The sequence below is a fragment of the Micromonospora sp. NPDC048170 genome, from assembly GCF_040652795.1.
Lineage (GTDB): Bacteria > Actinomycetota > Actinomycetes > Mycobacteriales > Micromonosporaceae > Micromonospora.
Map to the genome: position 1 here is coordinate 46,992 of NZ_JBEZMR010000008.1, position 26,990 is coordinate 73,981.

Sequence of the window (26,990 nt, forward strand, 5' to 3'; positions counted from 1 at the left end):
GACTCGAAGCTGTTAGGATTTCGTCAAGATGTGTGACAGGAGGACCCGGGGTGTCAGCGTTGAGCGATCCGGCGGAGCACCTTGCCCTGGCCCTGACCCAGGGGGGGATGCAGCGGATGACCGCGCGGGTGTTGGCGGCGCTGCTCTTCACCGAGCAGGACACGCTGACCGCGGGCGAGATCACCGAGTTGCTGGTCATCAGCTCGGGTAGCGTCTCGACGGCGTTGAAGTCGCTCACCTCGGTCGGACTGATCGAGAAGGTGCCCGCCCCTGGCAGCCGCCGGGAGCACTTCCGCTTCCGCGAAGGCGCCTGGGCGACCCTGATGTCGGAGCAGAACCAGCTGGTGAGGGTGATGCGAGAGGCTGCTGAGCAGGGCATAGCGGCCACTGGCGAAGACAGCGTCGCTGGCCGCCGTCTCGGTGAGATGCGGGACTTCTACGACTACCTGTGGCGGGAACTGCCGGCCCTCATCGACCAGTGGAAGGCCCACGGATCAAAAGGCTAGGGGTTCGATTCCCTAGATCGGGGACAGACGCGAGGGTCTGCAGCCATGGCGCCCAAGGCGTCAGTTGGCTCGGGTCCGCATGGTCCTTGCCGCTCTTGGGGTTGGCTCACAGATTGCGTGCCACGCCGACCGGCACTCGCCGCCGAGCAGCAGCGTCTGTGCCGGCTGGAGTTCCCGGCGCTGCGGCGTGAGGCAGGTCCGTGACGGCCAGCAGGCAGGCCCCAGCGAGGACAACGGGTGGGGGTCGCGGACCCCGTGTAGCCGGTTCTCGACGTGCCATTCGCGGCGGGCCCAGTCCTGTAGCTGGTCGGGCAGCAGGTTTCCGTCCACCGCTGCTGGCTGGCGGGCGGGAAGTCGGCGGGCGAGGCGAAGCGTGTCTGAGGGCATCGTCATGCCGGGGTGTAAGGCGGATCGTTGGGACGACGTCGGCTGTCCCGCACCCCGCCGATGTGCTGGCCCGGTGGTGCACTGCCTTCACCACCGGGACCCAACTCTCTGGTTACGGTCCGGCTGGCCTGTCCCGGCGGCGCAGCAGGTACGTGTCCATGATCCAGCCCTTGCGTTCCCGAGCCTCCCGGCGGGTGCGCACAATCCGTTCCGCGACCTCCCCGAGGTGGCCGGCGATGAGGATCTCGTCAGGGGTGCCGAGGTAGGCGCCCCAGAAGATGTCGAGGTCCTCGTCCACGTAGCGGGCGAAGGTGCAGTGTGCGTCGAGCATCACCACGATGTCGTCGACATCGCGCGGTAGTTGCGCGGCCAGACGGCGGCCGGTGGTGACCAGGAACGGGCGGCCGACCCGGTTGAGGCTGATCCGGTGCCGTGCGGCGAGGGTCGCCACGCTGCTGACGCCGGGGATCACCCGGTAGGTGAAGGCGACGCGCTGGCGGGCCAGGATGTCCTCGACGACGGCCTGGGTGCTGTCGTAGAGGGCGGGGTCGCCCCAGACCAGGAAGGCGCCGCAGCCGCCGTCCGGCAGATGCTCGGCGATGGCCGTCTCCAGCAGGTCGGCTCGCTGTCGCCGCCAGTCGTCCACTGCCGTGACGTACCCGTCGGTCGTGCGGTCCCGGTCAGGATCCCGCACCTCGACGACCCGGTGGTCAGGGCGGGCGAAGCGGGTCATGAGGTCCTGCCGCAACGCGATCAGGTCGTGCTTCTCGGCGCCCTTGTCGAGCAGGAAGAAGACGTCGGCCTGTTGCATCGCCGCTGCGGCGGCCAGCGTGAGCTGATCGGGGTCGCCGGCGCCGATGCCGATGACGAGGATGGTGCGCATGCGGGTCACCTTGCCGGCTCGGCCGGGCGCTTCGCGTCGCGGTCCCGGCCGGGGGAGTAGAGGTAGCTGTCGGGGAAGGAGTCGGCTGCGAGGACGGCGCCGACGATGATGACGGCGGTACGGCGGATCCCGTGTGCCTCGACCTGGTCGGCGATGTCGGCGAGGGTGCCACGCAGGATGATCTCGTCGGGGCGGCTGGCGTGGGCGACCACGGCGACAGGGCAGTCCGCGCCGTAGTGCGGGGTCAGTTGGTCGGTGAGGTGGCGGGTGCGGGCGACAGCCAGGTGCAGTACCAGGGTGGCGCGGCTGCGGCCCAGTTCGGCGAGGTCCTCGCCGGGGGGCATCGGTGTCGAGCGTGCCTGGGTGCGGGTGAGGATGACGGTCTGCCCGACCGTCGGCACGGTCAGTTCCCGGCGCAGTGCGGCTGCCGCGGCGGCGTAGGACGGCACGCCGGGGACGATCTCGTACGGCACGTCGGCGGCATCCAGGCGGCGTGCCTGTTCGGCGACGGCGCTGAACACGGCGGGGTCGCCGGAGCACAGCCGTGCCACGTCGTGGCCGTCGCGGTGCGCGTCGGTCATCGCCGCGATGATCTGGTCGAGGGTCAGGTCGGCGGTGTCGATCAGACGCGCTGCGGGTGGGCAGGTGGCGAGCAGGTCGGCGGGGACGAGGCTGCCGGCGTACAGGCAGACCTGGGCGCGGGCGAGGATCCGCTGCCCGCGCACGGTGATCAGGTCGGCTGCGCCCGGTCCCGCGCCGATGAAGTAGACGGTCACGGCCTGCTCACCGCCCACTGCACGACGGGTCGGGCGGGTTTCCAGCCGGTGAAGCTGCCCAGCGGCGTGACGCGTTCGACCGAGACCCGGGTGAGGTCCCCACCGTGTCGGGCCGCCTGGTCGACGAGTTCGCGTTCCCCTTGCAGGGTGACGGCGTGGGCGACGAGCCGTCCGCCGGGGCGCAGTGCGGCCCAGGCGGCGTCGAAAACCCCCGGAGTGGTGAGTCCGCCGCCGATGAAGACCGCGTCGGGTGCGGGTAGCCCGGCGAGGGTGTCCGGTGCCCGGCCACGGACCACGCGCAGCTGCGGTACGCCGAGGCGCCGGGCGTTGGCGGTGATCCGGTCGGCGCGGTCGTCGCGGCTTTCCACCGCTACGGCCGACGTGGCGGGGTCGCTGCGCAGCCACTCGACGGCGATGCTGCCGCTACCGGCACCGATGTCCCAGAGCAGTTCCCCGGCGGCGGGGCCCAGGCGGGACAGGGCGAGCGCCCGCGCCTCCCGTTTGGTGAGGGCACCGTCATGGTCGAAGGCGTCGTCGGGCAGCCCCGGCACCGTGGGAAGCACGCGGGTGCCGGGCGCGGCGGCGACCCGGACCGCGACGACGTTGAGGGGATCGCCCGGCTCGGCAGCCCACTCCTGCGCACAGCCGTCAACCCGGTGTTCCCGATCGGCGCCCAGTGCGGCGAGGACGCTCATCTCGCTGGCGCCGTACCCGGCGTCGGTGAGGACGCGGGCCACGGCGGCGGGGGTGGTGGCGTCCTGGCTGAGCACCAGCAGTAGCCGGCCTGGAACGAGGTCGCGGCGGATGACATCCAGCTCGCGGGCCACCGCGCTGCGCACCGTGACCTGTTCCACCGGCCAGCCCATCCGCGCGCACGCCAACACGATCGATGACGGGTGGGTGACCACGCGTACCCGCTCGGCGCCGAGTAGCCGCACCAGGTGGCTGCCGATGCCGAACCACATCGGATCGCCGCTGGCCAGCACGCAGATCCGCCGCCCGGCATGTGCGGACAACAGATCGGGTAGGGCGGGCAGCAGCGGCGTCGGCCAGGGCACCCGCTGTGCCGGCACGGTCGCCGGCAGCAGGTCGAGGTGCCGCTGCCCGCCCAGGATCACCTGAGCGTGCTCGACGGCGTTGCGTCCGCTGTCGTCAAGGCCCGCCCAGCCGTCGGCGCCGACGCCGACGACGGTGACTGGCTTATCGGGTGTCATGGACTTCACGCGGCGCAACGGTAGCCCAGCAGGTCGGGGCTCTGCCGTCCCGGGTGCGGGTGTGACATCATCGGCGGCGACGGCGCGGTGAGGAACACCGGTGGGTCGGCCCGAGCAGGGCCGACGACTCCGGGGCGGTCCCGCCACTGTGACCGGTACGGCCCTGTGCCGGATCCGGGAGCCAGACACTCGCGGCGCCGTACCGCGCCGTTGTTCGCTGGCGCGGTCGTTGACCGGCCGTGGACGAGGATCCACGCGAGGTGAAAGGTGTGACCGTGCGGTCGTACCCGTTTTCCGCCGTCGTCGGCATGGACGACATGGCGTTGGCGTTGGCGTTGTGCACCGTCTCCCCGGCGATCGGCGGCGTGCTGGTGCGGGGTGAGAAGGGCACCGCGAAGTCCACCACGGTCCGGGCCCTGACAGCCCTGCTGCCGCCCGTCGAGGTCGTGACAGACTGCCGGTTCTCCTGCGACCCTGTCGCGGTTGACCCGCACTGCCCGGACGGGCCGCACCCGGCCTCCCCGCCGACGCGCACCCGGCCGGCACGGCTGGTGGAGCTACCGGTCGGAGCCGCGGAGGACCGGGTCCTCGGCGCGTTGCACCTCGAACGGGCCCTCAGCGAGGGCGTGACCGCCTACGATCCGGGCCTGCTGGCGGCCGCCCACCGTGGCCTGCTCTACGTCGACGAGGTCAACCTGCTCCACGATCACCTGGTTGACGTGCTGCTCGATGCGGCGGCGATGGGACGCGCCACCGTCGAACGCGAAGGCGTGTCGGTGAATCACGCGGCCCGGTTCGTGCTGGTGGGCACCATGAACCCCGAGGAGGGGGAGCTACGGCCTCAGCTGTTGGACCGCTTCGGTCTCACCGTCGAGGTCGCCGCCAGCCGAGACCCGCAGGTACGGGCCGAGGTGATGCGCCGGCGCCTGGCGTACGAGGCCGACCCGGACGGCTTCGCCACCCGCTACGCCGACGCCGACGCTGCGCTGGGTGCCCAGGTCGCCCACGCCCGGAAGCTGCTGCCGGCGGTGCGCCTCGACGACGCCATGGTGACCCGCATCGCCGCCCTCGGTGCCGCCGCCGAGGTCGACGGGATGCGCGCTGATCTGGTCATCGCCCGCACCGCGATCGCACACGCCGCCTGGTGCGGACGCACCGAGGTGGCTGTCGGCGACGTGCGGGTCGCCGCCCGGCTTGCCCTGCCGCACCGTCGTCGCCGCAACCCGTTCGACCCTCCCCAGCAGGACGCCGCGGACCTCGACCGTGCGCTCAGCGACGCCGGCCTGGACGATTCCGCGCCGCCCGACGGCGACCCGGATCCGCCATCGGACGGACCGTCGGGCCCCAACGGCCCGGACAATCCAGACGACTCCGGAGGTCCGGACGGCCCCGATGGCCCGCCTGAGCCGCCCGACGGCGGCGGACCGGGGGGCCCGGCGGAGCGCGGCGGGCGAGATGACGAGCGGCCGTACCGGCAGCGCACCGACGCCCCACCTGCCACGGGAACCGACGGTGACCGGCCTCGTACCACGCCGGTCCCGGCCGGCGCGCCCTACCGGGCGCGGCTGTTGCAGGTCACCGGGACCGGTGCCGGTGTGGCCGGGCGCCGGTCCCCGGCCCTGACCACCAGCGGACGTACCGTCGGCGCGCGGCGTCCCGCCGGTGCGGCGAGCGGCCGGCCGCACCTGGTGGCGACGCTGCGCGCCGCCGCCCCGCACCAGCAGGCCCGCGGTCGGCGTGGCCCCGGCATCCTGGTCCGCCCGGGGGACGTCCGCCTGCCCGTACGGCACGGTCGGGAAAGCAACCTGATCCTGTTCTGCCTGGACGCCTCCGGTTCGATGGGCGCCCGCCAGCGCGTCGCCGCGGTCAAGGCTGCGGTGCTGTCCCTGCTGCTGGACGCCTACCAGCGCCGCGACAAGGTCGGTCTGGTGACCTTCCGGGCCGCCGCCGCCGAGGTGGCCCTGCCACCGACCGCCAGCGTGGAGGTGGCCGCCGCCCGCCTGGCGACCCTGCCGACTGGGGGCCGCACACCACTGGCGGAGGGGCTGCTGCGCGCCCGCGAGGTACTGCGCGTCGAGCGGATCCGTGACCCGCGTCGGCGCCCGCTGCTGGTGGTCGTCACCGATGGGCGTGCCACCGCAGGCCCGGACGCCGTGGCGCGAGCCCAGCACGCCGCCCGGCTACTCGCCGCAGACGGCACCCCTGTCGTGGTCGTCGACTGCGAGCAGGGCCGGGTCAGGATGCGGCTGGCCGCGGAGCTCGCCGTCACCCTCGGCGGGGAACACCTGCCTCTGGAGGGTGTCGCCGCCGACACGCTCACCCACGTGGTGCGATCCCACACCGCCACCCGGCACCGAAGGGAAGCCGCCTGATGCCACAGGGCCAACCGGTCACCGTCCCCGACGACGGGCTCACCACCCGCCAGCGCCGCAACCGGCCGCTGCTGATCGTCCACACCGGCCAGATGAAGGGCAAGTCCACCGCCGCCTTCGGCCTGGCGCTGCGCGGCTGGAACCAGGGCTGGTCGATCGCGGTGTTCCAGTTCGTCAAGAGCGCCAAATGGACGGTCGGAGAGGAGAACGCGCTGCGTGCTCTCGGCCAGCTCCACGACCAGACCGGGCAAGGCGGCCCGGTGGCCTGGTACAAGATGGGCGCCGGATGGAGTTGGAGCCGCACCCGCGGTACCGAGGACGACCACGCCGCGCAGGCCGCCGAGGGCTGGGCGGAGATCAAGCGTCGCCTAGCCGCAGCCGAACACGATCTCTACGTGCTTGACGAGTTCACGTACCCGGTGAAGTGGGGATGGGTCGACGTCGACGAGGTGGTGGACACGCTGCGGCAGCGACCCGGCCACCAACACGTCGTCATCACCGGCCGCGACGCCGACCCACGGCTGATCGACGCGGCGGACCTGGTCACCGAGATGACCAAGGTCAAGCATCCGATGGACACCGGTCAGAAGGGCCAACGGGGAATCGAATGGTGATCGTCCCACCGCGGGTGCTCGTCGCCGCTCCCGCCTCCGGGCAGGGTAAGACGACCGTGGCCACGGGCCTGATGGCGGCGCTGCGGCAGCGCGGTCTGACCGTCAGCGGCCACAAGGTGGGTCCCGACTACATCGACCCCGGCTATCACGAGTTGGCCACCGGACGCCGAGGCCGCAATCTCGATCCGTTCCTGCAGGGCGAGCAGCGTGTCCTGCCGCTGCTGCGGCACGGCGCCACGGTCGGGGCACCCGCCGACGTCGCGGTCATCGAGGGTGTGATGGGCCTGCTCGACGGTGCCGTCGGCAGGGCAGGTTTCGCCTCCACCGCGCACGTGGCCCGGCTGACCCGTACCCCCGTGCTGCTCGTGGTGGACGTCTCCGGCGCCTCGCGTAGCATCGCCGCGCTGGTGCACGGCTTCGCCACGTTCGACCCACAGCTCACCGTCGCCGGAGTCATCCTGAACAAGGTCGGCTCGGTGACCCATGAGACGGAGATCCGGGAGGCACTCGCCGCCACCGGCGTCCCGGTGCTCGGCGCACTGCGCCGCGATCTGGCGCTGGACACCCCGAGCCGGCACCTCGGCCTGGTGCCGGCCGCCGAGCGGGTCGCCGCCGCGCGACGCACGGTCGACACTCTCGCCGCGTACATCGCCGCCGGGGTCGACCTGGACGCGGTCGTCGCGGTCGCCCGCCGCGCACCCGCGCTCCCCGGCCCCGCCTGGGACCCGACCGCTGAGGTCGGCGGCGTCAGCGTCGACGCGACCGTCGCGGTCGCTTCCGGGTCGGCGTTCACCTTCCGGTACGCCGAGACCGACGAACTGCTCGACGCCGCCGGCCTCCGGCTGGCTTCCGTCGATCCCCTGCACGACCCGGCGCTGCCCGACGGCACGGCCGGGCTCTACCTCGGCGGCGGGTTCCCCGAGGTGTACGCGGACGGGCTGGCGGAGAACGTACCGCTGCGCCAGGCGGTGGCCCGCGCCGCGACGGCCGGCCTACCGGTCGTGGCCGAGTGCGCCGGGCTGCTCTACCTCGGCCGTGACCTCGACGGTGCGGCGATGACCGGAGTGCTGCCCGTGCGCGCCCGGATGACCGACCGGCTGGTGCTGGGCTACCGGGAGGCCCGCGCCGCCACCGCCAGCATGATCGCCGACGTCGACGACCCGGTCACGGGGCACGAGTTCCACCGCACCCGCGTCGAGGCGGATCCCGGGGCGGGGCCCGCTTGGCGGTTCCGGCCCCGACCGTCCGCGGCGCACGGCACCGCCGCGCTGACGCTCGACGGCATCGTCGGTGGTCCCGGCGGCACCGTGCACGCCTCCTACCTGCACGTGCACTGGGCCGGACATCCGGAGCTGGCCGCTCGGTTCGCTGCCGCCGTCCATCGGCACACCACCGGATCGGCGGGACCCGCGCCGCGAACCACCCGCCCGACTGCCACGGCGCCCCGTGGTGGCCCGGCGGCCGAGCGGCGGTCTGAGGGAATCCCAGCCCAGACGGTGGGCACGCCTGCGGTGCCCTGGCCCGCCGCAACGGTCAGCCCACCCACCGTCGGCCGGGTCACCCTGGTGGGCGCCGGCCCGGGCGATCCGGGTCTGGTCACCCAGCGGGGACTGGACCGCCTCGCCGAGGCCGATGTCGTGGTCGCCGATCGGCTGGTGCCGCACGCCCTGCTCCGCGAGCTGAGGGCGGGGGTGCGGGTCGTCGATGTGTCGAAGGTGCCGCGTGGCGCGTTCGTTCCTCAGGAGCGGATCAACCAGATTCTCGTCGAGGAGGCCCGCGCCGGAAACCGGGTGGTGCGACTGAAGGGCGGCGATCCGTTCGTCTTCGGCCGCGGCATGGAGGAGGTGCACGCCTGCCAGGCCGCCGGCCTGCCGGTGGAGGTGGTGCCGGGGATCTCCAGCGCCATCGCCGTACCGGAGTTGGCCGGAGTGCCGGTGACCCACCGTGGTCTCACCCAGGGCTTCACCGTGGTGTCGGCCCACCTGCCCCCGGATGATCCTGGCAGCACCGTCGACTGGGCCGGCGTGGCCCGTGCGGGCACCACCATCGTGCTGCTGATGGCGGTGCAGACCCTGCCCGAGGTAGTGGCGGCGCTGCTGGCGCACGGCATGGATCCGGCCACGCCGGCGGTCAGCATCGAGAACGGTGGCACAGACCAGCAGCGGGTCCTGCCGGGCCGGCTGGACACCATCGCGGCCATCGCCGCCACCCACGGCCTGCGGCCACCCGCCATCACCGTGGTGGGACAGGTCGCGGCGTTCGCCGACGCCGGGCAACTCACGGACGCCTGAGCGCGCCGCCCCCGGGAGCCAGGCCGGCCCCGGGGGTGGCGCAGGTCAGCCGGCGTCCTCCAGGTCACCCTCGACGTCGAGGTACGCCTGGCGCAGCGCGTCCATCAACGCCGGGTCGGGTTTGGCCCACAGCCCTCGGTCGGCGGCCTCGGTGAGCCGTTCGACGATGCCGCGCAGTGCCCACGGGTTCGACCGGCGCAGAAACTGCTGGTTCTCCGGGTCCAGCACGTAGCTCTGGGCGAGCTGCTCGTACATCCAGTCGGTGACCACCCCGGCGGTCGCGTCGTAACCGAACAGGTAGTCCACCGTGGCGGTCATCTCGAACGCGCCCTTGTAGCCGTGCCGGCGCATCGCGGCGAGCCAGCGCGGGTTGACCACCCGGGCCCGGAACACCCGCGCGGTCTCCTCGGTCAACGACCGGGTCCGGGCCGCGTCCGGGGTGGTGCTGTCGCCGATGTAGGCGCGCGGAGCCTGCCCCGTCAACGCCCGTACCGTGGCGATCATTCCGCCGTGGTACTGGAAGTAGTCGTCGGAGTCGGCGATGTCGTGCTCACGGGTGTCGGTGTTCTTGGCAGCCACCGCGATCCGCCGGTACGCCGACTCCATATCATCCCGGGCGGGCCGCCCGTCGAGGTCGCGGCCGTAGGCGAAACCACCCCAGACCGTGTACACCTCGGCGAGGTCGGTGTCGTCACGCCAGTTGCCGCTGTCGATCAGCGGCAGCAGTCCCGCCCCGTACGCCCCGGGCTTGGAGCCGAAGATACGGGTGGTGGCGCGGCGCTCGTCGCCGTGCTGGGCGGCGTCGGCGCGGGCGTGCGCGGCGAGGTAGTTGTCCTCGTCCGGCTCGTCGAGGGCGGCAACCGCCCGGATCGCGTCATCCAGCAGCAGCACCACGTGCGGGAAGGCGTCCCGGAAGAAGCCGCTGATCCGTAGCGTGACGTCGATGCGGGGCCGGCCCAGGTCGGCCAGCGGGATGATCTCGAAGCCGGTGACCCGCCGGGATGCGGGATCCCACGTCGGCTGTACGCCGATGAGCGCGAGTACCTCGGCGATGTCGTCGCCGGAGGTGCGCATCGCCGACGTGCCCCACGCCGACAGGCCGACCGAACGGGGCCAGTCGCCGGTGTCGCGGCGATACCGCTCCAGCAGCGAGGTGGCCATGGCGTGTCCGGTCTCCCAGGCCAGCCGGCTGGGGATCGCCTTCGGATCGACGGTGTAGAAGTTGCGGCCGGTCGGCAGCACGTTGACCAGCCCGCGCAGGGGTGAGCCGCTCGGTCCGGCGGGCACGTACCCGCCGTCGAGGGCGTGCAGGACCGCGTCGAGTTCCCCAGCGGTGCCGGCCAGCCGCGGCGCGACCTCGGTGGTGGCGAAGGTGAGCACCCGCCGGACGGCATCGACGCGGGGCGCGTCGACGCCGAGCACTTCCGCGCTGACCCGATCCACCGCCTCGGACGCCCAGCCGTGGCCCTCCATCGCCTCGACCAGCCGCCGGGCCACCGCCTCGATCCGGTCCACCTCGGCGGTCTGCTCCGCCCCGGACTCGTCGAGGCCGAGCGCGGCGCGCAACCCGGGCACGGCATCGGCCTGCCCGCCGAACACCTGACGGGCCCGCAGGATGGCCAGCATCAGGTTGACCCGCGCCTCGCCAGTGGGGGCGTGACCGAGGATGTGCAGGCCATCGCGGATCTGGGCGTCCTTGACCTCGCACAGCCAACCGTCGACGTGCAGCAGGAAATCATCGAACTCCGCGTCGTGCGGCCGCTGCTCCAACCCCAGGTCGTGGTCGAGCCGGGCCGCCTGGATCAGCGTCCAGATCTGCCCCCGGATGGCGGGCAGCTTCGCCGGGTCCATCGTGGCGATGTTGGCGTGCTCGTCGAGCAACTGCTCCAGCCGCGCGATGTCGCCATAGCTCTCCGCCCGCGCCATCGGCGGCACCAGGTGGTCCACGATGGTGGCGTGCGCCCGCCGCTTGGCCTGCGCGCCCTCGCCCGGGTCGTTGACCAGGAACGGGTAGATCAGCGGCAGCTCACCCAGCACCGCGTCCGGGCCGCAGCTCGCACTCAGGCCAAGGTTCTTGCCGGGCAACCACTCCAGCGACCCGTGCTTGCCCAGGTGCACCACGGCGTGCGCGCCGAACTGCTCGTCCAGCCATCGGTACGCGGCCAGGTAGTGGTGCGTCGGAGGCAGGTCCGGGTCGTGGTAGATCGCCACCGGGTTCTCCCCGAACCCGCGCGGCGGCTGAATCATCAGCAGCACGTTGCCGGCGCGCAGCCCGGCCAGCACGATCTCACCGTCCCCGCCGCCGGGCCGGTCGACGAACAGGTCGCCCGGCGGCGGCCCCCAGTGCGTGGTCATCGCCTCCCGCAGTTCGACCGGCAGCGCGTCGAACCAGCGGAGATAGGTGGCCGCCGGTACCCGCACCGGGTTGCCGGCCAGCTTCTCCTCGGTGAGCCACTCCGGGTCCTGCCCGCCTGCGGCGATCAGGGCGTGGATGAGCCGGTCACCGTCGGCGTCCTCACCGTCGCCGCCGGGCACCAGACCGGGCAGCGCGTCGGGGCCCTCGGCCGGGCCGACGTCGTAACCCCGCTCCCGCAGCGCCCGCAACAGCCGCACCGCGCTGGCCGGGGTGTCCAACCCGACGGCGTTGCCGACCCGGGCGTGCTTGGTCGGGTACGCCGACAGCACCACCGCGATCCGCCGTTCGGCGGGCGCGACGTGCCGCAGGCGGGCGTGCCGCACCGCGATCCCGGCGACCCGGCGGGCACGTTCCGCGTCGGCGACGTAGTGTGGCAGCCCGTCGGCGTCGGTCTCCTTGAACGAGAACGGCACCGTGATCAACCGGCCGTCGAACTCCGGCACCGCCACCTGTGTGGCCGCGTCCAACGGACTGAGCCCGTCGTCGCTGTCGACCCAGGTCGCCCGGTCCTGCGTCAACGCCAGCGCTTGGAGAATGGGCACATCCAGCGCGGCCAACGCACCGACGTCCCAGGCTTCGTCGGCTCCGCCGGCGGACGCCTCCGCCGGCCGGGTCCCCCCGGCGGCGAGGACCGTGACCAGCAGCGCGTCGGCGCGGCCGAGGGTTTCCAGCAGCTTCTTGTCGGGGCTACGGAGGCTGGCGCAGAACACCGGCAGCGGCACCCCGCCACCTTCCTCGATCGCCGCGCAGAGCGCTTCCACGAAGGCGGTGTTGCCGCTGAGCTGATGCGCCCGGTAGTAGAGGATCCCCACCGTTGGACCGGCCACCGTGGCCGCCGGACGTGGCATCACTCCCCAGCTGGGTTGCTCGACGGGCGGCGCGAACCCGTGCCCGGTCAGCAGCACCGTGTCGCTGAGGAAGGCGTGCAACTCCCGCAGGTTGTCCGGCCCGCCCTGAGCCAGATAGGCGTGCGCCTGCGCGGCGATGCCCTGCGTCACCGTGGAACGCGCCATCAGGTCCGCGTCCGGCAGTTGCTCGCCGCCCAGCGCCACCACCGGCACGTCACCGCCGAGCAGCTCGTCCAGGCCACGCTGCCACATCCGGTAGCCGCCGAGGATGCGCACCACCACCAGCTCGACACCGGCCAGCAGCTTCGCCAACGCCTCGGGTTCCTCGCCGACACGAGCAGGGTTGGCCAGCCGATACGCCGCACCGCTGGCACGGGCACTGAGCAGATCGGTATCCGAGGTGGACAGCAGCAGGATCATGGTTGACTCCTCCCCGGGTCCGCGCCCGAGGTCGTCGGTCGCGGTCGACCGGAGTGTCTGGCTTCCGACCCGGCACCTGATGTGCCGAGCCGGTGACAGTGGCGGGACCGCCCCGGACTCGCACCGGGTTCCTCCACGCCGACCGCGTGATGCTGATCTCGGCGCGGATCCGCGCCGAGAGCCCGACTCTACGATGAGCGGGTGCCCGCTGTCTCCTCCCCACCCGGCCGCTTCGAGGGCGACCGCTGCCCGGGCCTGCTGCGGGCCCATCAGGCTGCCGACGGGTTGCTGGTGCGGGTACGCATTCCCGGGGGCCGGCTCAGCGTTCCGCAGCTGCGCCGCCTGGCCACGGTCGCCCGATGCCACGCCGACGGCACCCTGGAGCTGACCTCACGGGGAAACGTGCAGCTACGCGGCATCCCCGACCCGGGCACCGTCGACCGGGTCGCCGCCGTCCTGGTGGAGTCCGGGCTGCTGCCCAGCGCCACCCACGAACGGGTCCGCAACATCGTCGCCTCACCCCTGAGCGGCCTGGACACCGGCGGCCACCTCGACGTGCGGCCCCTGGTGTCCGCCGTCGACGCGGCAATCTGCGCCGCCGACGACCTCACCGAGCTCAGCGGCCGGTTCCTGATCGCCCTCGACGACGGCCGCGGTGACGTCGCCGCACTCGGCGCCGACCTGTGCTGGATCGCCGGCAGCGGCGCGCTGTTGCTGGCCGGCCGCGACCTCGGCCTGCGGGCCGCCGCCGCCGAAGTCCCCGAGGCACTGGTCGCCGCCGCGCGGGCGTTCCTGCACCAGCGCGGCGGCCGGCCAGACGTGTGGCGCCTCGCCGACCTGCCGCACGCGCCCGCGGCGATCGTCGCCACGCTCGGCGGCCCGCACGCCGACCCGCTCGACCCGCCGCACGGTGCCCCGCCTCAGGTCGGCCCACGCCCGGACGGCTTCGTCGTCGCGGCGGCACGGCTGGGCCGGCTCACCGCCGACCAGGCCGAAACCGTGGCCGCCCTCGCCGCTGCGCCCGTGGTGGTGACCCCGTGGCGCACGATCGTCGTGTCCGGGCCGCCCACAGCGACGACGCCCCGGCTGGCCGAGGTCGGGCTTGTCGTCGATCCGGCATCACCCTGGGTGGGTGTGACCGCCTGCACCGGCCGGCCAGGCTGCGGCAAGGCCCTGGCCGACGTACGCGCCGACGCCACGGCCACCCTCACCGCCGCCGGCCCGCCCGCCGCCGGTGCGCTTCCGCTGCACTGGGCCGGCTGCGACCGCTGCTGCGGCCGGCCCGCCGGCCCGGCCGCCGTCGCCGTGGCCACCGGCGCCGGTTACCGTGTCGCGAGTCCCCGCGGGGACCATCACGGCCCGCTGTCCGAGCGGGTGGCACAGGCACGGAGACCTTGATGAGCTACGAATACGTCCGCGACGGCGCGGAGATCTACCGCCGCTCGTTCGCCACCATCCGCGCCGAGGTCGACCTGTCCCGGTTCTCCTCCGACGTGTCCCGGGTGGTGGTCCGGATGATCCACGCCTGCGGCATGGTCGACCTGGCCGACGACGTGGACGCGCACCCCGAGGTGGTCGCTGCGGGCCACGCGGCGTTGAAAGCGGGCGCGCCGGTGCTGTGCGACGCGGCGATGGTCGCCGCCGGGATCACCCGCAGCCGGCTGCCCGCCGACAACGAGGTGCTCTGCACGCTGCGCGACCCGGCGGTGCCGGACCTGGCCCGGAAGCTGGGCACCACCCGCAGCGCGGCGGCGATGCAGTTGTGGCGGGACCGGCTCGACGGAGCAGTGGTGGCGATCGGCAACGCGCCCACATCGCTGTTCCGGCTGCTGGAGATGATCGACGAAGGCGTCGGCCGGCCGGCCGCCATTGTCGGGGTGCCCGTCGGGTTCATCGGCGCAGCCGAATCCAAGGAGGCCCTCGCCGCACATCAGGCGGGGGTCCCGTACCTGGTCGTGAACGGCCGCCGCGGCGGCAGCGCCGTCACCGCGGCGGCGGTGAACGGCATCGCAAGCGAGGTGGAGTGACGATGACGCAGCCCGGCACACTTTATGGCGTCGGCGTCGGACCCGGCGACCCGGAACTGCTGACGGTCAAGGCCGCCCGGCTGATCGCCGAGGCTGAAGTGATCGCCTACTACTCGGCCCGGCACGGCCGCAGCATCGCCCGCACCACCGCCGCCGGGCTGCTGCGCGAGCACCACATCCACGAGCCGCTGGTCTACCCGGTCACCACCGAGGGCACCGACGACCCGGCCGGCTACGAGGGCGTCATCCGCCAGTTCTACGACGACAGCGCCGAGCGGCTCGCCGCCCATCTCACCGCCGGCCGCGACGTCGTGGTGCTCTGCGCCGGCGACCCGATGTTCTACGGCTCCTACATGTACCTGCACGAACGCCTCGCCCACCGGTTTCCCGCCCAGGTGGTGCCGGGCGTCACGTCGGTCAGCGCCGCCTCCGCCGTACTCGGCCGGCCCCTGGTCGAACGCGACGAGGTGCTGACCATCCTGCCCGGCACGCTGCCCGCCGAGGAACTCGCCCGGCGACTCGCCGACACCGACGCCGCCGCAGTGCTCAAGCTGGGCCGCACCTTCGACAACGTCCGAGCCGCCATCAGCGACGCCGGCCGGCTGCCTGAGACCTGGTACGTGGAACGGGCCACCTCGGCGCAGGAACGTCACGCACCCCTGGCCGACGTGTCGGCCGACGAGGTGCCGTACTTCTCCCTGGCCCTGCTGCCCAGTCCGACCAGCGCCGCCACCCGGGACGAGCCAACGGCCCCGACCTCGCAGCGAGCGGGGGAGGTCGTGGTCGTCGGAGTCGGCCCGGCCGGACCCCGGTGGCTGACCCCGGAGGTCGCACGGGCGCTGCGCGAGGCCGAGCACCTGGTCGGCTACGGACCCTACGTCGACCGGGTGCCGGTGCGCCCCGGCCAGCAGCGACACGCCTCCGGCAACCAGGTGGAGACCGACCGTGCCGCCCACGCCCTGGAACTCGCGCTCGCCGGTGCCCGGGTGGCGGTCGTCTCCTCCGGCGATCCCGGAGTCTTCGCGATGGCCAGCGCCGTCTACGAGGTGGCCACCGCCCAGGCCCGCTTTGCCGACGTACCGGTGCGGATCCTGCCCGGCCTCACCGCCGCGCAGGCCGCGGCGAGCCGGATCGGCGCCCCGCTCGGACACGACTTCGCGGTGATGTCGCTGTCGGACCGGCTCAAACCGTGGCCGGTCATCGAGGCCCGGCTCGCGGCGGCCGCAGCGGCCGATCTGGTCCTCGCCCTCTACAACCCGGCCTCTGCCAGTCGCCGCTGGCAGGTCGGCACGGCGCGCGACGTCCTGCTGCGCCACCGCGATCCGAAGACGCCCGTGGTGATCGCCCGTGACGTCGGCCGGCCCGGTGAGACGATCACCGTCACCACGCTGGCCGACCTTGATCCGGAGACGGTGGACATGCGCTGTCTGCTCATCGTCGGATCGTCAACCACCCAGGTCAGCACCAGGGGCGACGGGTCCACGGTGGTCTGGACCCCGCGCACCTATCCCGGCTGAGCCGGCAGCCCGGACAGCCAGCGCATCGCCTCCTCGACGGTGGTAACCATCATCGAGGAGGCGAGCGGTGCGGGACGGTCGATCATCAGCACCGGCAGTCCGAGGTAACGTGCCGCAGCGAGTTTCGCCTCGGTCAGCGGGCCGCCGCTGTCCTTGGTCACCAGCACGTCGATCCGGTGACTGCGCATCAGCTCCAGCTCGCCCGCCACGTTGTAGGGGCCGCGACTGCGCAGCAGCTGCACGTGGGCGGGGACCGGCTCTGCCGGCGCGTCGACGACCCGGGCGAGGATCCACAGTCCGCTCAGCGGCAGGAAAGCCGCGAGGCTTTGCCGGCCGGTGGTCAGTAGCACCCGCCGTCCGAGAGCCGGCAGCATCCGTACCGCCGAGTCCACGTCGGGTACCCGGTGCCAGCGGTCGCCCTGTTGCGCCGTCCATCCCGGCCTTTCGAGCCGCAGGTGAGCCACCCCGGCGGTGGTGGCGGCCTCGACGGCGGCTGCCCGCATCCGGGCGGCGTACGGGTGGGTGGCGTCGACCACCGCGTCGATGTGGTGTTCGCTGAGCCAGCGTGTCAGGCCGGCGGCGCCGCCGAATCCGCCGATGCGTACCTCGCCCACCGGCAGTCGAGGATCGACGACCCGTCCGGCCAGGGAGGAGACCACCGCGATCGCCGGCTGGTCGGCGAGCAGGGCGGCGAGGGCCCGCGCCTCGGCGGTGCCGCCGAGGAGGAGTACTCGTCGTTGGTGTGTGGAACCCGTGATGGCGCTCATCCAATCAGTGCCTTTGAACAGTGCGGGCAGGGCAGTTCTTACAGTGGCGGCGAGTCGCGTGGGCGCCTGCCGTCGACCGGCATGCTGTCGCGCAGGTGCTCGTCGGTGATACGGACGGCGAGGCCTGCGTCGACGTGTTCGTACCAGGTGTCGTCGGGATACACGACGACGAGCGGGCCGAGGTTGCACGGAAACAGGCAGCCGGTCGCGGTGACCAGGACGTCGTCGCCGAGGCCGTGCTCCTTCAGGCGATTGCCGAGGGTGGCGGCGACATGGTCGGCGCCGTACGCGGTGCAGCGCGGCCCGCGGCAGACCAACACGTGCCGGCGGTGGCGGGTGATTTGTGACCAGGCCGGGCTGCGGAACGGTCCGGGGTTGCCGTCGAGCGTGGTGTGCTCGCCGGTGATGGCATCGCCGACCGCCGTGACCAGCGCCGGCTGCGTAGCCAGCGGCGCGGCTACGAGGATTCGTGCCCGCCGGCCCCGTGTGCTGCGCCAGTGAGCGACCGCGCGGCGAATCCAGGTGTCGAGGTACCGGTCGGGCGGTAGGTGCGTCGCCACGAGCAGGACTTCGCAATGCTCCGGTACGGCATCGAGGGCTGCGTGCAGGGACGGCTCGGCGCCGTCGAGGAAACACGCTCGCACCGGTACGCCCGTGGTCTCGGTGGCGGCCGCGGCAAGGCGGTGGATTGCGTCGTGGCCGCCGTGGTGGGTGGACCCGCGTGAGACGAGCAGAACGTTCATGCTGCCGGTGCCTGGTAGGTGATGACCGGGCGTCCGTCGTGCACGGTGACGTCGGCGTCCACGGCGTACACATCGGCGAGCAGCGCGGGCGTCAGCACGCCGACAGGCGGTCCGGAGGCGACGACCCGGCCGTGGTGCAGCACCACCACGAGGTCGCAGAACATCGCGGCCAGGTTGAGGTCGTGCAGTGCGGCGAGGGTGGTGAGGCCGCTGCGGCGGACCAGGTGCAGCAACTGCAGCTGGTGACCAATGTCGAGGTGGTTGGTGGGTTCGTCGAGCAGTAGCAGCTGCGGCTCCTGGGCCAGGGCCCGGGCGAGCTGCACCCGTTGGCGTTCCCCGCCGGACAGCGTCTGCCACTTGCGGTGGGCGTACCCGGTCATGCCGACGCGTTCGAGAGCGTCGGCCGCAGCCGCCCGGTCGGTATCGCTGTCCGACCAGCGGGAGCGGCGGTGCGGGGTGCGGCCGAGCAGCACCACGTCGAGCGCGGTCAGGTCGAGGTCGGTCTCGGCGTACTGGGCGAGCAGCGCCATCCGCCGCGCTGCGGCGGCACGCGGCAGCCCGGCCACGTCGTCGCCCGCGACAGTCACGGTCCCGTACCCGGGGGCGATCAAGCCGGCGACGACCCGCAGCAGGGTGGTCTTGCCGGACCCGTTCGGGCCGAGCAGGCCGACCAGGGTGCCGCGCGGCGCCGAGCAGGTCACGCGGTCGAGGAGTCGAGCGGCCGGCACTGACCACGAGACATCGCGGATGTCGAGCATCAGGCGTTCCCATTCCGTCGGCGCAGCAGTAGCACGAACGCGGGTACCCCGAGCAGGGCGGTCAGCACGCCCACCGGCAGCTCGCGGGGTTCGAAAAGGGTCCTGGCCGCGGTGTCCACCCAGATCAGAAAGATCGCTCCGGCGAGGACGACGATCGGCAGCAGCCGCCGGTGGTCGGGGCCGGTGAACCGCCGCGCGGCGTGCGGCAGCATCAGGCCGACGAAGCCGATCGCGCCGCTGGTCGCGACCAGCACGGCGGTCAGCAGCGCGGTGGTGACCAGCAGCAGCCATCGGACACGCCCGACGTCAATGCCGAGGGCGGCGGCGGCCTCTTCGCCGAACGCGAACGTGTTGAGCGCACGGGCATGCCAGAGAATCACGGCGAACACTGCCGCGAGCACCGGCACCGCCCATCCGAGTGCAGCCCAGTCGGCGCGGGCGAGCGAGCCGGACAGCCAGAAGGTGATGCTGTGGGTCGCGTGCGGGTCGGCCGCCCAGATGACCACGAACGAGGTCAGCGCGGCGCACAGCTGCGCGACGGCGACGCCGGCCAGCACCACCCGGGTCGGTTGCAGGACCGCGCGCCGGCCGGCGGCAGCGACCACGACGGCGAACGCGGCGAGCGCCCCCGCGAACGCGCCCCCGGTGAGCGCCGCAGCACCCGCGCCGAGGCCCAGGACCAGAACGGCGACGGCGCCCAGCGACGCTCCGGAGGAGACGCCCAACAGGTACGGGTCGGCGAGCGGGTTGCGGGTGACGGTCTGCATGACCGCCCCGGAGGCGGCGAGCCCGGCCCCGACCACGGCGGCGCCCAGCACCCTCGGCAGCCGCAGCTCCCACACGATGTGGTCGCGCAGCAACGGCACGTCGGCGCTCGTCAGGCCGAGATGGTTGGTGATGACCAACCACACGGTGCCTAGCGACAGGTCCGCCGGCCCGACCGTCACGGCCGCAGCCACCGACAGCAACAGGCCGCCCGCGAGCACGACCACCACGGCCACCATGCGTACCGCCCGAACCGGCCGTGCCGGGTCCTGCGTCAGCCGGGTGGTAGTGGCGGTCAGTTGCCCACCCCGCCGACACCCCGGGCCAGGGCCTCGACGGCGAGTACGTTCCGCACGCCTGCGGAGGTGGAGGAGAAGTCCAGGACGACGTACCGCTTGTCCCGGACGGCGGGCAGGTCTTTGAGCGTCGCATGCTTTTCGAGGAACGCTTGCTTGGCAGCGGCGGGGTCCCAGCTCGCGTCGATGAGCACGATGACGTCCGGGTTGCGCTCGACGACGGTCTCCCAGCTGGTGCCGGCCCAACTGCCGCCCAGGTCGGCGAAGACGTTGGTGACCCCGGCCGCAGACATGATCATGGCTGGGCTGCCGCAGCAGGCGCCGGCACTCGGCGTGTCGTTGCCGCCGTCCCACCACAGCACCCGCGTGCCCTTCGCGCCCGCTGACGCTTTTGCGATGCGCTCCTGCTGGTCGGCGATCAGCGTCTCGGCCCGCTCTCCAACGCCGAAGATCGCGGCGATGTCACGGATCTCGGCGAACACGTCATCCATCGTCAGCTTCGCCGGTCGTGTGTCCTTCGGGCAGCCGGCGGCGGAGATGTACGTGCCCACGCCCAGCCGCTGCCATTCGGCGCGGTCGCCGACCCCCTCGTCGCTGAACGCACTCGCGAAGGAGGCATAGACGAAGTCCGGCGCGGTGTCGAGCAGCTTCTCCTTCGACGGGTACTCCTTGGCCAGTACCGGCACCTTCGTGTACGCGGCGGCGTACTCGGGCAGCACCCGGTCGTCGAGGTAGGCGGTGCCGGCCATCCGGTCCTGCACACCGAGCGCCAGCATGATCTCGGTGGCGGACTGGTTCATCGTCACCGCCCGCACCGGGGGCTTCGTGACTGTGACCGGTGTGCCGCAGTTGGTGAGTGCGACTGGCCCGGCCGCGGCGGACGCCGTGGTGGCCGGCTTCTTGTCGCCGGTCGCGGCGCAGCCGCCGACCAGGGCGAGAAGGACGGACAGCGGCGCAGCAACGCGCCAGGACACAGGGGACCGCATGACGGGACCACCTTCCAGCACCTCGTGGACGGGTCGTGCAGGTGCCGTGGCCGGTCTCCTGGCTGACGGGTGGTGCGCCGGCGGCCGGCCTTCCCAGGCATGCGCCCAGTGACCTTTAGGTGGCCTCCAGCATCCCGATCACAGTGGCGAGGGCCGCACCGGTCTCACACCGGCTTCCCGAACACCACGGCGAGGCCACCCTAACCAAAGCAGGCGGTCCCGTCACCGTGGTTAAGGTCATGGTCGGAGACCACGTTGGTTCACCGTGCCCGCTCGCACGTGCAGTCCGCGGTCGTGTCGGATGCGGTCCAGGAGGTGGTCCTCCCGGATGGAGCGGGTGAGGCGAGCCGTAGCCCGCGGTAGACGTTGCTCTTGTCCTCGCTGTGGACGTTCCGCAGGGTGTTGCGGATCTCGTCGAAGCTGCCGACGAGGCGTCGGATGTCGGCTTCGTTCAGGCGGTCGGGACTTGTTCTTGCGTTGTTGCTGTGTCGCGTTGGCGTTGACTTTGGCCATCCAGGTGGCGATAGAGGCGGAGTCGCCTCCGGCGTCTGCGATGGCGGCGGGTCGGTGGACGATCCCGCCTGCGCCGGCGTTCGTCGGGTTCCGGTTCCCCGGTGGATTTGGTCACCAGAGCGGCCCTTGGCTGCCGATGCTCTCTCTGGATGAGGGCATCATCAGCCAAGGGCCGTTTCTGCGGTTGGTCAGGGCCCGCGCCGGCCTCTCAACGGTGCAGGATCAGCTAGACCGGACGCGCGTAGCCGGAGACGTAACGCCTGACGCCGTTGCGGGTGACATACATGGAGCTGGGTTTACGCCAGCCGAATTGGGTCACCTTGTTGCCGACGTTGCCTTCGACGGTCATGATTTCGCGGCTGGAGCCGGAACCCCGTACGCCGACGACGATTCCGATGTGTCCGGAAACGGCGTAGTTGCCGTAGACCACGGCATCGCCGATGGCGGGTGTGCCCGACAGTCCCGTCCAGCGGCCGTTTCGCTTCGCCCAGTCCTGCCAGTAGGTGGCCCAGTGCCCTTGAGCGGTGCCCGAGCCTTTCATGCTGGGCTTCTTGGTGGCTCCGCCATGGGCCCAGCAGTAGTTCACGAACACGCCGCACCATTCGGCTGGCCGTATGATGTTGCTGTTGAGTTTGTAGCGGATCGGGTAGTAGTTGTTTCCGCTCTCGGCTGATCCGACTTCACTTTCGGCGAGGTTGGAGATCAGGCGGCGGGTGTTGTTCGCGTCGGCGAATGAGGGTGTTTCCAGTAGTAGCGGGGCGGTCATTCCTGCTGCTGTCGCGAGCAATAGCCGGCGTCGCGAGATATTGATGCTAGTCATTCTCGAACCTTATGGCGTGGTCGGTGTTTTTGCAAGGATCCGGTTGTTCTGCTCGTAGCGGCATTGTTTCTCCTCCGGTCCCTGTCGGTTCCTGCGCCGAAGCGGCCCATCCCCCGGGCAGCCGCCGATCACTGCGTCTGCTGCTGATTACCTGTACCGGCTGTCAGGGGCGAACGGCAGGTCCCGCCCGTGTTCCGAACAGATCCGAACCGTTCGAGACGCCCTCGCCGTTAACTCAGGCGAGGGGGTGCGGCGGCATCAGGCCGGGTCGAGCAGGAAGATCTGACCAGCGGCGTTGGCGTCACAGGCGAGTTGGCGGACCGGTGCCCAGTCACCGGTGGCGCCGTTGACGACGCCGAGGCACATGTCACTGTGAACCGGGCGGATGCGGTATCCCAACGCCGGGACGATAACCGGTTCGAAACGGAAGTCCTGGCCGCCGCCGGTGTCGCAGAAGCTGTTCGCGACCATCCCGTTGACGTCCTTGTTGGCATGGTCGACACCCATGCAGCCCGGTCCGAACCGCGGGTGTTTGGTGCGGATACGGAACACTCGGTCGCCCTCGGCCGTGAGTGTCATGGCGGGCAACGCTGCCGCGCAGTTAGTCTGGAAGAGGTGACCGAGATCGGAGTCGGGACGTTCGGTCACGCACAGCCCGGTGTGCGCCAGCCGCAACCGGTAGGGCCCGGGGGCGGGCATGGCAGCCTGCGACACCGACGCGCCGCCGCTCGCCGAAGCATGGTCCGGCGCCTGAGGCGAGTCAGGTGGACCGCCGACGGACAGCAGTGCCATCGTCACGGTGGCGGTCACGGCACCGGCTACGAAGCCCAGCGCCGCGGGCGGAAGCCAGCCACGTCGCGGTCCTGCGCTCGCGACCGGGGTGCCAACCGGCATCGGGTCCCCCGGTGCGTCGGCAGCCTCCGGGTCGGTAGGGGAACGTTCCGGCCCGGTTTCCTCGGGTACGTCGCCGGGCTCGGCATCGACGATGGACGGCTCGTGCTCCGTTACCTCGCTCATGGCGAGTCGACGACGAGCATCGAGCCACCGCGCGACATCGTCTGGTCCGAGCCCGCAAGCCCGGATCAGCGCCGCAACCGCCTGTTCTCGAGGCAGGGTGGCGCGTCCCAGCATGGCGGCCAGTGTGCTGGCGGGCAGGACGTCGCCCGCAGTGTCAGCCCGATCGGCGATCTCCCGGTAGGTCAGGCACGACAGCGTCCGGAGCCGACGCAGCAAAGCCACATACTCGCCCGGCGTTCGAGCTGCCTCAGGCCGCAGTGCGGCCAGCAGGTTCGACATCGCATCCCCATTCCGTACGCCGTCGGGCTCCGGTGCTATTTGTACAGTCCCGTCGCAGGCGCAGTTGCGGGCTCCAGGCAGCGTCGTCAGCCGGGCGTGCACGCGCCGATGGCAGTGTCCTCGGCGTGTGTTGAGCAGGGGACGGGCGGTTGGGCTGAGCGGCCGGTCGTGAGAGCCGCGTCGATGTCCAGGAAGTCTCGGGCTCGGCTCGCGTGTACAGGGCGGACATCTTGCCCGCGACGACGTCATCGGCGTGCAGCATCGGCCCGACGTCCATCAACACCGGCGGCAGCCTCCGGTCGACCACGGCGGGCCGCGGTCCGCTGCGCCCGAGCCGGCGGGCGGACGGCCCGGGTGGCGCTGGGCAGTGCCCACCTTGCGGGAGGATACGCTCGCGGCTGCCCGGGCCAGATGTCGTGGAGGTGACCTTGGCACGGCTACTGCTGACCGAGGACGAGGAGTCCGTGCGTGTGGCGGTGGGTACACGGTTGTTCGTCCAGGCACGGGCCCACCTCAATTGCGGCGAGCTGGTCGACGTGCAGTGGGATCCGCAGGCCGGGCACGCCTATGCCCGGCTCCGTGGCGACCTGTCCGGCACGGTGACCGCCGTCGCGTCCACCGATCCGAGCGGCGACATCACGGCGGTGCAGGGATCGTGTAGCTGCGGTGACGACCCGGGCTGCGCCCATCCGGCCGCGGTTATCCTCGCCGTCCTGTCGGCCGGAGGTGTGCCCCGCCCGCGGGCCGTGGCGGCGCCACCGGCGTGGGAGACCGCGCTGTCCCCGCTGGTCGGTACGGCGCCCGAGCCTTCCGCCGATCCGGAGTCGGCCTCGGCCGGCGTCGGGTTGCAGTTCGATCTCGTCGCGGCTACCGGGCAGGCCGGCGCGGAATCGTCTCGGCGGATCGCCCTGCGCCCAGTGGTGCCAGGTCGCAGCGGGTGGGTGCGCTCGGGGATTGACTGGTCGAATCTCAGTTACGCCTGTTACGGGCAGCCGAGGCGGGTGCAGCGGCACGGGCAACTCCTCAAGGAGATCCTGGCGCTGTCCACGGCGACCGAAGGCCGGCACTACTACAGCGGCTACCAGCAGACGATCTACCTCGACGCGTTCGCGAGCCGGCGGATCTGGGACCTGCTCAGCGAGGCTCAGGAGACCGGGTTGCCGATGGTGCAGGCCGGCAAGACCGCCGGGCGCGTCGTCGTGTGCCGGGAACCGGCGCGGGTGTCAATACGGGTCGACCGGACCAGTGACGGCCTGCTACTCGTACCAACCTTGCTGGCCGACGGCATGCCGGTCGCCCCGGATTCGTCCCTGCTGGTGGGCCAGCCGATCCACGGCGTCGCCTGGTGGGGCGTGCGGGGCCAGGATGCCCCGCGGCCAAAGGACAGGGTGCTGCGGCTCGCACCGCTCGCGCGGCCGCTGGAGCCGGGCATCGCCGCCATGCTGGCGAAGCCGGCGATCCAGGTTCCCGCCGACGACGAGGCACGGTTCTTCGAGCAGTACTATCCGAGCCTGTTACGGCAGGCGGAAGTGGTCGCGGTGGATCCGTCGGTGCGGTTTCCCGATCTCGGGGCGGCTGCGTTGACGTTGACGGTGAACCACATGACCGGGCATCGGCTCTCGCTGAGATGGGAGTGGGTGCTGCCGGTCGTTGACCGCCAACATCGGGAGCCGCTGTGGGCGACCGGACCCGTCGCCCACGCCGCCGACCGGGAGAAGGTGGTGCGGCGGGTCACCGAAATGGTCGCCGACCCGGCGCTGGGCCTGCTGGAGTCAACGCCTGCGGGGCCTCGGCTGGCGGTCACCGCCGACGTGGCCGGCGACACGATGATCCGGTTCCTGAACGACATCGTGCCCCGGCTGACCGACCTTGACGGCGTCGACGTTGTCACGCAGTTCGAAGACGAGGGCCCCGCGTACCAGGAGACGCTGCAGACCCCGGTCTTCACGTTCGCCGGCGCAGACACCAGCGGGCAGCCGGACTGGTACGACCTGTCGGTACAGGTTACGGTCGGCGGTGAGCAGGTGCCGTTCGACGAACTCTTCGTCGCGCTTGCCGCAGATCAGCAGTACCTCATCCTGCCCAGCGGCACGTACTTCAGCCTCGACCGTGCCGAGTTCCGCCAACTGCGCGACCTGATCGCCGAGTCCCGCGCACTGGACGACCCGCCGCCCGGGATGCTGCGGGTCGGGCGCTTCCAGGCCGGGCTGTGGCAGGAGTTGGCCGACCTCGGCGAGGTCACCGGCCAGGCCGCCGCCTGGCAGGATGCGGTGCGTTCACTGTCCGGCGCGGGCAGCCGCGTCGGGCAGGCGATCCCATCGGGGCTGAAGGCCACGCTACGGCCGTACCAGCAGGACGGGTTCCGGTGGCTGGCCGCCCTGCACGAGCACCGACTTGGCGGGGTCCTCGCCGACGACATGGGCCTGGGCAAGACCCTGCAGGCACTGGCCCTGATCTGTCACGTCCGCGAGCTCGGCGGTCCACGGGCGCCGTTCCTGGTCGTCGCCCCTGCCAGCGTCGTGCACAACTGGGCGAGCGAAGCAGAGCGGTTCGCACCGGACCTCGCGGTCGCCACCATTACCCAGACCCGCGCCCGGCGCGGCGCGACCCTCGTTGACGCGGTCCGCGGTGCGGAGCTGGTGGTCACCTCTTACACCCTGTTCCGACTCGAGTTCGACGACTACGAGGCCCTCGACTGGGCCGGGCTGATCCTCGACGAGGCCCAGTTCGTCAAGAACCCCCACTCGCAGGGATACCGCTGCGCGAAGCAACTCCCGGCACCGTTCAAGCTCGCCATCACCGGCACGCCCATGGAGAACAACCTCCTCGAACTGTGGTCGCTGCTGTCCATCACCGCGCCTGGCCTGTTCCCCCGCGCGGACCGGTTCACTGATCACTACCGCAATCCCATCGAGAAGGCCCACGACGCGGAACGGCTCGCCCAGCTACGACGGCGGATCCGGCCGCTGATGCTGCGCCGCCGCAAAGCCGACGTGGCCGCCGACCTGCCGGACAAGCAGGAACAGGTCATCGAGCTGGACCTGAATCCGAAACACCGCAAGGTGTACCAGACCTACCTGCAGCGGGAGCGGCAGAAGGTGCTCGGCCTGCTCGGCGACCTGCAGCAGCACCGGTTCGAGATCTTCCGGTCACTGACCCTGCTGCGGCAGGCCAGCCTCGACGTCACCCTGGTCGACCCGAAACACCGCGCCGTGCCATCGACGAAACTGGACGTGCTGGCCGAGCAGGTCAGCGATCTCGTCGCCGAAGGCCACCGGACTCTGGTGTTCAGCCAGTTCACCCGCTTCCTGGACGCCGCCCGACAGCGGTTGGAAGCAGCTGGCATCCGCTGCTGCTACCTCGACGGCGCCACCCGCGACCGGGCGACGGTGCTCGCCGAGTTCAAGAACGGTACGGCACCGGTGTTCCTGATCAGCCTCAAGGCCGGCGGGTTCGGGCTGAACCTGACCGAGGCCGACTACTGCATCCTGCTCGACCCCTGGTGGAACCCCGCCACCGAGGCGCAGGCCGTGGACCGCGCGCACCGCATCGGGCAGACCCGCAACGTGATGGTCTACCGGCTGGTCGCCAAGGACACGATCGAGGAGAAGGTGATGGCACTGAAGGCACGCAAGGCCGAACTGTTTGGCAGCGTCCTTGACGGCGGTGACTTCGCGTCCGCGCAGCTCACCGCCGCCGACATCCGAGACCTGCTCCAATAGTCCACCTCGCAGCAGCCTTCACGCCGGTCGCGGCGGCCGACCGAGGTGCTGCG

At 71.9% G+C, this 26,990-nt stretch carries 19 protein-coding genes, 1 pseudogene and 3 riboswitches; of the genes and pseudogenes, 9 read left to right on the forward strand and 11 right to left on the reverse strand.

What is annotated here, in order from left to right:
• The first annotated feature begins 50 nt into the window (after positions 1 to 50).
• Positions 51 to 506, forward strand: a complete 456-nt coding sequence (locus AB0D32_RS13885) for a MarR family transcriptional regulator (RefSeq protein ID WP_357089172.1) — start codon at positions 51 to 53, stop codon at positions 504 to 506.
• A gap of 499 nt (positions 507 to 1,005) precedes the next feature.
• Here the strand turns inward: AB0D32_RS13885 and cobF are convergent, their stop codons facing one another.
• Genes cobF through cbiE form a run of 3 tightly spaced genes read right to left on the reverse strand, consistent with a single transcriptional unit; the run spans position 1,006 to position 3,766 of the window.
• A complete protein-coding gene (gene cobF, locus AB0D32_RS13890; RefSeq protein WP_357089174.1) occupies positions 1,006 to 1,776 on the reverse strand; it encodes a precorrin-6A synthase (deacetylating) in 771 nt (256 codons plus the stop codon).
• 5 nt (positions 1,777 to 1,781) lie between these two features.
• Entirely contained in the window at positions 1,782 to 2,552 is a 771-nt protein-coding gene (gene cobM, locus AB0D32_RS13895; RefSeq protein ID WP_357089176.1) for a precorrin-4 C(11)-methyltransferase, read from the reverse strand.
• A complete protein-coding gene (gene cbiE, locus AB0D32_RS13900) occupies positions 2,549 to 3,766 on the reverse strand; it encodes a precorrin-6y C5,15-methyltransferase (decarboxylating) subunit CbiE (protein WP_357089498.1) in 1,218 nt (405 codons plus the stop codon). The genes cobM and cbiE overlap by 4 nt, the downstream gene beginning before the upstream one ends.
• A gap of 88 nt (positions 3,767 to 3,854) precedes the next feature.
• A riboswitch (cobalamin riboswitch) is annotated at positions 3,855 to 3,957 on the forward strand.
• Between the two features lie 117 nt (positions 3,958 to 4,074).
• On the opposite strand from cbiE, the gene AB0D32_RS13905 reads away from it, so the two are divergent.
• The 4 genes and pseudogenes from AB0D32_RS13905 (at position 4,075) to cobA (ending at position 9,043) form a co-directional block, all read left to right on the forward strand.
• The gene (locus AB0D32_RS13905) at positions 4,075 to 6,138 is read left to right on the forward strand and encodes a magnesium chelatase subunit D family protein (RefSeq protein ID WP_357089501.1); all 2,064 of its coding nucleotides are present in this window, start codon (positions 4,075 to 4,077) and stop codon (positions 6,136 to 6,138) included.
• On the forward strand, positions 6,138 to 6,752 hold the full coding sequence (gene cobO / locus AB0D32_RS13910; RefSeq protein ID WP_357089178.1) for a cob(I)yrinic acid a,c-diamide adenosyltransferase: 615 nt from the start codon (positions 6,138 to 6,140) through the stop codon (positions 6,750 to 6,752). Before AB0D32_RS13905 ends, cobO begins: the two co-directional genes overlap by 1 nt.
• Positions 6,746 to 8,137, forward strand: a pseudogene (locus AB0D32_RS13915) (cobyrinate a,c-diamide synthase); the annotation flags it as partial. The gene cobO and the pseudogene AB0D32_RS13915, both read left to right, overlap by 7 nt.
• 126 nt (positions 8,138 to 8,263) lie before the next feature.
• The gene (cobA, locus tag AB0D32_RS13920; RefSeq protein WP_357089504.1) at positions 8,264 to 9,043 is read left to right on the forward strand and encodes a uroporphyrinogen-III C-methyltransferase; all 780 of its coding nucleotides are present in this window, start codon (positions 8,264 to 8,266) and stop codon (positions 9,041 to 9,043) included.
• A gap of 45 nt (positions 9,044 to 9,088) precedes the next feature.
• Here the strand turns inward: cobA and cobN are convergent, their stop codons facing one another.
• On the reverse strand, positions 9,089 to 12,727 hold the full coding sequence (cobN, locus tag AB0D32_RS13925; RefSeq protein WP_357089181.1) for a cobaltochelatase subunit CobN: 3,639 nt from the start codon (positions 12,725 to 12,727) through the stop codon (positions 9,089 to 9,091).
• 51 nt (positions 12,728 to 12,778) lie between these two features.
• A riboswitch (cobalamin riboswitch) is annotated at positions 12,779 to 12,861 on the reverse strand.
• A gap of 67 nt (positions 12,862 to 12,928) precedes the next feature.
• Here cobN and AB0D32_RS13930 point away from each other — a divergent pair.
• The 3 genes from AB0D32_RS13930 to AB0D32_RS13940 are packed head-to-tail and all read left to right on the forward strand — an operon-like array spanning position 12,929 to position 16,271.
• Positions 12,929 to 14,125 carry a precorrin-3B synthase gene (locus tag AB0D32_RS13930; RefSeq protein ID WP_357089184.1) on the forward strand — a complete coding sequence of 399 codons (1,197 nt, stop codon included), beginning with the start codon at positions 12,929 to 12,931 and terminating at the stop codon, positions 14,123 to 14,125.
• The gene (locus tag AB0D32_RS13935) at positions 14,125 to 14,754 is read left to right on the forward strand and encodes a precorrin-8X methylmutase (RefSeq protein WP_357089188.1); all 630 of its coding nucleotides are present in this window, start codon (positions 14,125 to 14,127) and stop codon (positions 14,752 to 14,754) included. Before AB0D32_RS13930 ends, AB0D32_RS13935 begins: the two co-directional genes overlap by 1 nt.
• A gap of 2 nt (positions 14,755 to 14,756) precedes the next feature.
• Positions 14,757 to 16,271 (forward strand): precorrin-2 C(20)-methyltransferase, encoded by a 1,515-nt coding sequence (locus AB0D32_RS13940; protein WP_357089191.1) that lies wholly within the window; start codon positions 14,757 to 14,759, stop codon positions 16,269 to 16,271.
• Here the strand turns inward: AB0D32_RS13940 and AB0D32_RS13945 are convergent.
• The 7 genes from AB0D32_RS13945 to AB0D32_RS13975 form a co-directional block, all read right to left on the reverse strand.
• Positions 16,259 to 17,038, reverse strand: coding sequence for a cobalt-precorrin-6A reductase (locus tag AB0D32_RS13945; protein WP_357089195.1), 780 nt, complete (start codon positions 17,036 to 17,038; stop codon positions 16,259 to 16,261). The genes AB0D32_RS13940 and AB0D32_RS13945 overlap by 13 nt on opposite strands.
• A 38-nt stretch (positions 17,039 to 17,076) precedes the next feature.
• The gene (locus AB0D32_RS13950) at positions 17,077 to 17,781 is read right to left on the reverse strand and encodes a (2Fe-2S) ferredoxin domain-containing protein (protein WP_357089197.1); all 705 of its coding nucleotides are present in this window, start codon (positions 17,779 to 17,781) and stop codon (positions 17,077 to 17,079) included.
• A complete protein-coding gene (locus tag AB0D32_RS13955) occupies positions 17,778 to 18,539 on the reverse strand; it encodes an ATP-binding cassette domain-containing protein (RefSeq protein ID WP_357089199.1) in 762 nt (253 codons plus the stop codon). Before AB0D32_RS13955 ends, AB0D32_RS13950 begins: the two co-directional genes overlap by 4 nt.
• On the reverse strand, positions 18,539 to 19,543 hold the full coding sequence (locus AB0D32_RS13960) for an iron chelate uptake ABC transporter family permease subunit (protein ID WP_357089201.1): 1,005 nt from the start codon (positions 19,541 to 19,543) through the stop codon (positions 18,539 to 18,541). The genes AB0D32_RS13955 and AB0D32_RS13960 overlap by 1 nt, the downstream gene beginning before the upstream one ends.
• A 56-nt stretch (positions 19,544 to 19,599) precedes the next feature.
• Positions 19,600 to 20,586 carry an ABC transporter substrate-binding protein gene (locus AB0D32_RS13965; RefSeq protein ID WP_357089203.1) on the reverse strand — a complete coding sequence of 329 codons (987 nt, stop codon included), beginning with the start codon at positions 20,584 to 20,586 and terminating at the stop codon, positions 19,600 to 19,602.
• 30 nt (positions 20,587 to 20,616) lie between these two features.
• Positions 20,617 to 20,790: riboswitch (cobalamin riboswitch) on the reverse strand.
• A gap of 535 nt (positions 20,791 to 21,325) precedes the next feature.
• Complete coding sequence (locus AB0D32_RS13970; RefSeq protein ID WP_357089205.1) at positions 21,326 to 21,919, reverse strand: CHAP domain-containing protein; 594 nt, start codon at positions 21,917 to 21,919, stop codon at positions 21,326 to 21,328.
• 258 nt (positions 21,920 to 22,177) lie between these two features.
• Positions 22,178 to 23,215: a helix-turn-helix domain-containing protein gene (locus tag AB0D32_RS13975; protein ID WP_357089208.1), complete on the reverse strand. Its 1,038-nt coding sequence runs from the start codon at positions 23,213 to 23,215 to the stop codon at positions 22,178 to 22,180.
• A gap of 428 nt (positions 23,216 to 23,643) precedes the next feature.
• On the opposite strand from AB0D32_RS13975, the gene AB0D32_RS13980 reads away from it, so the two are divergent.
• On the forward strand, positions 23,644 to 26,937 hold the full coding sequence (locus AB0D32_RS13980; RefSeq protein ID WP_357089211.1) for a DEAD/DEAH box helicase: 3,294 nt from the start codon (positions 23,644 to 23,646) through the stop codon (positions 26,935 to 26,937).
• Positions 26,938 to 26,990 lie beyond the last annotated feature (53 nt).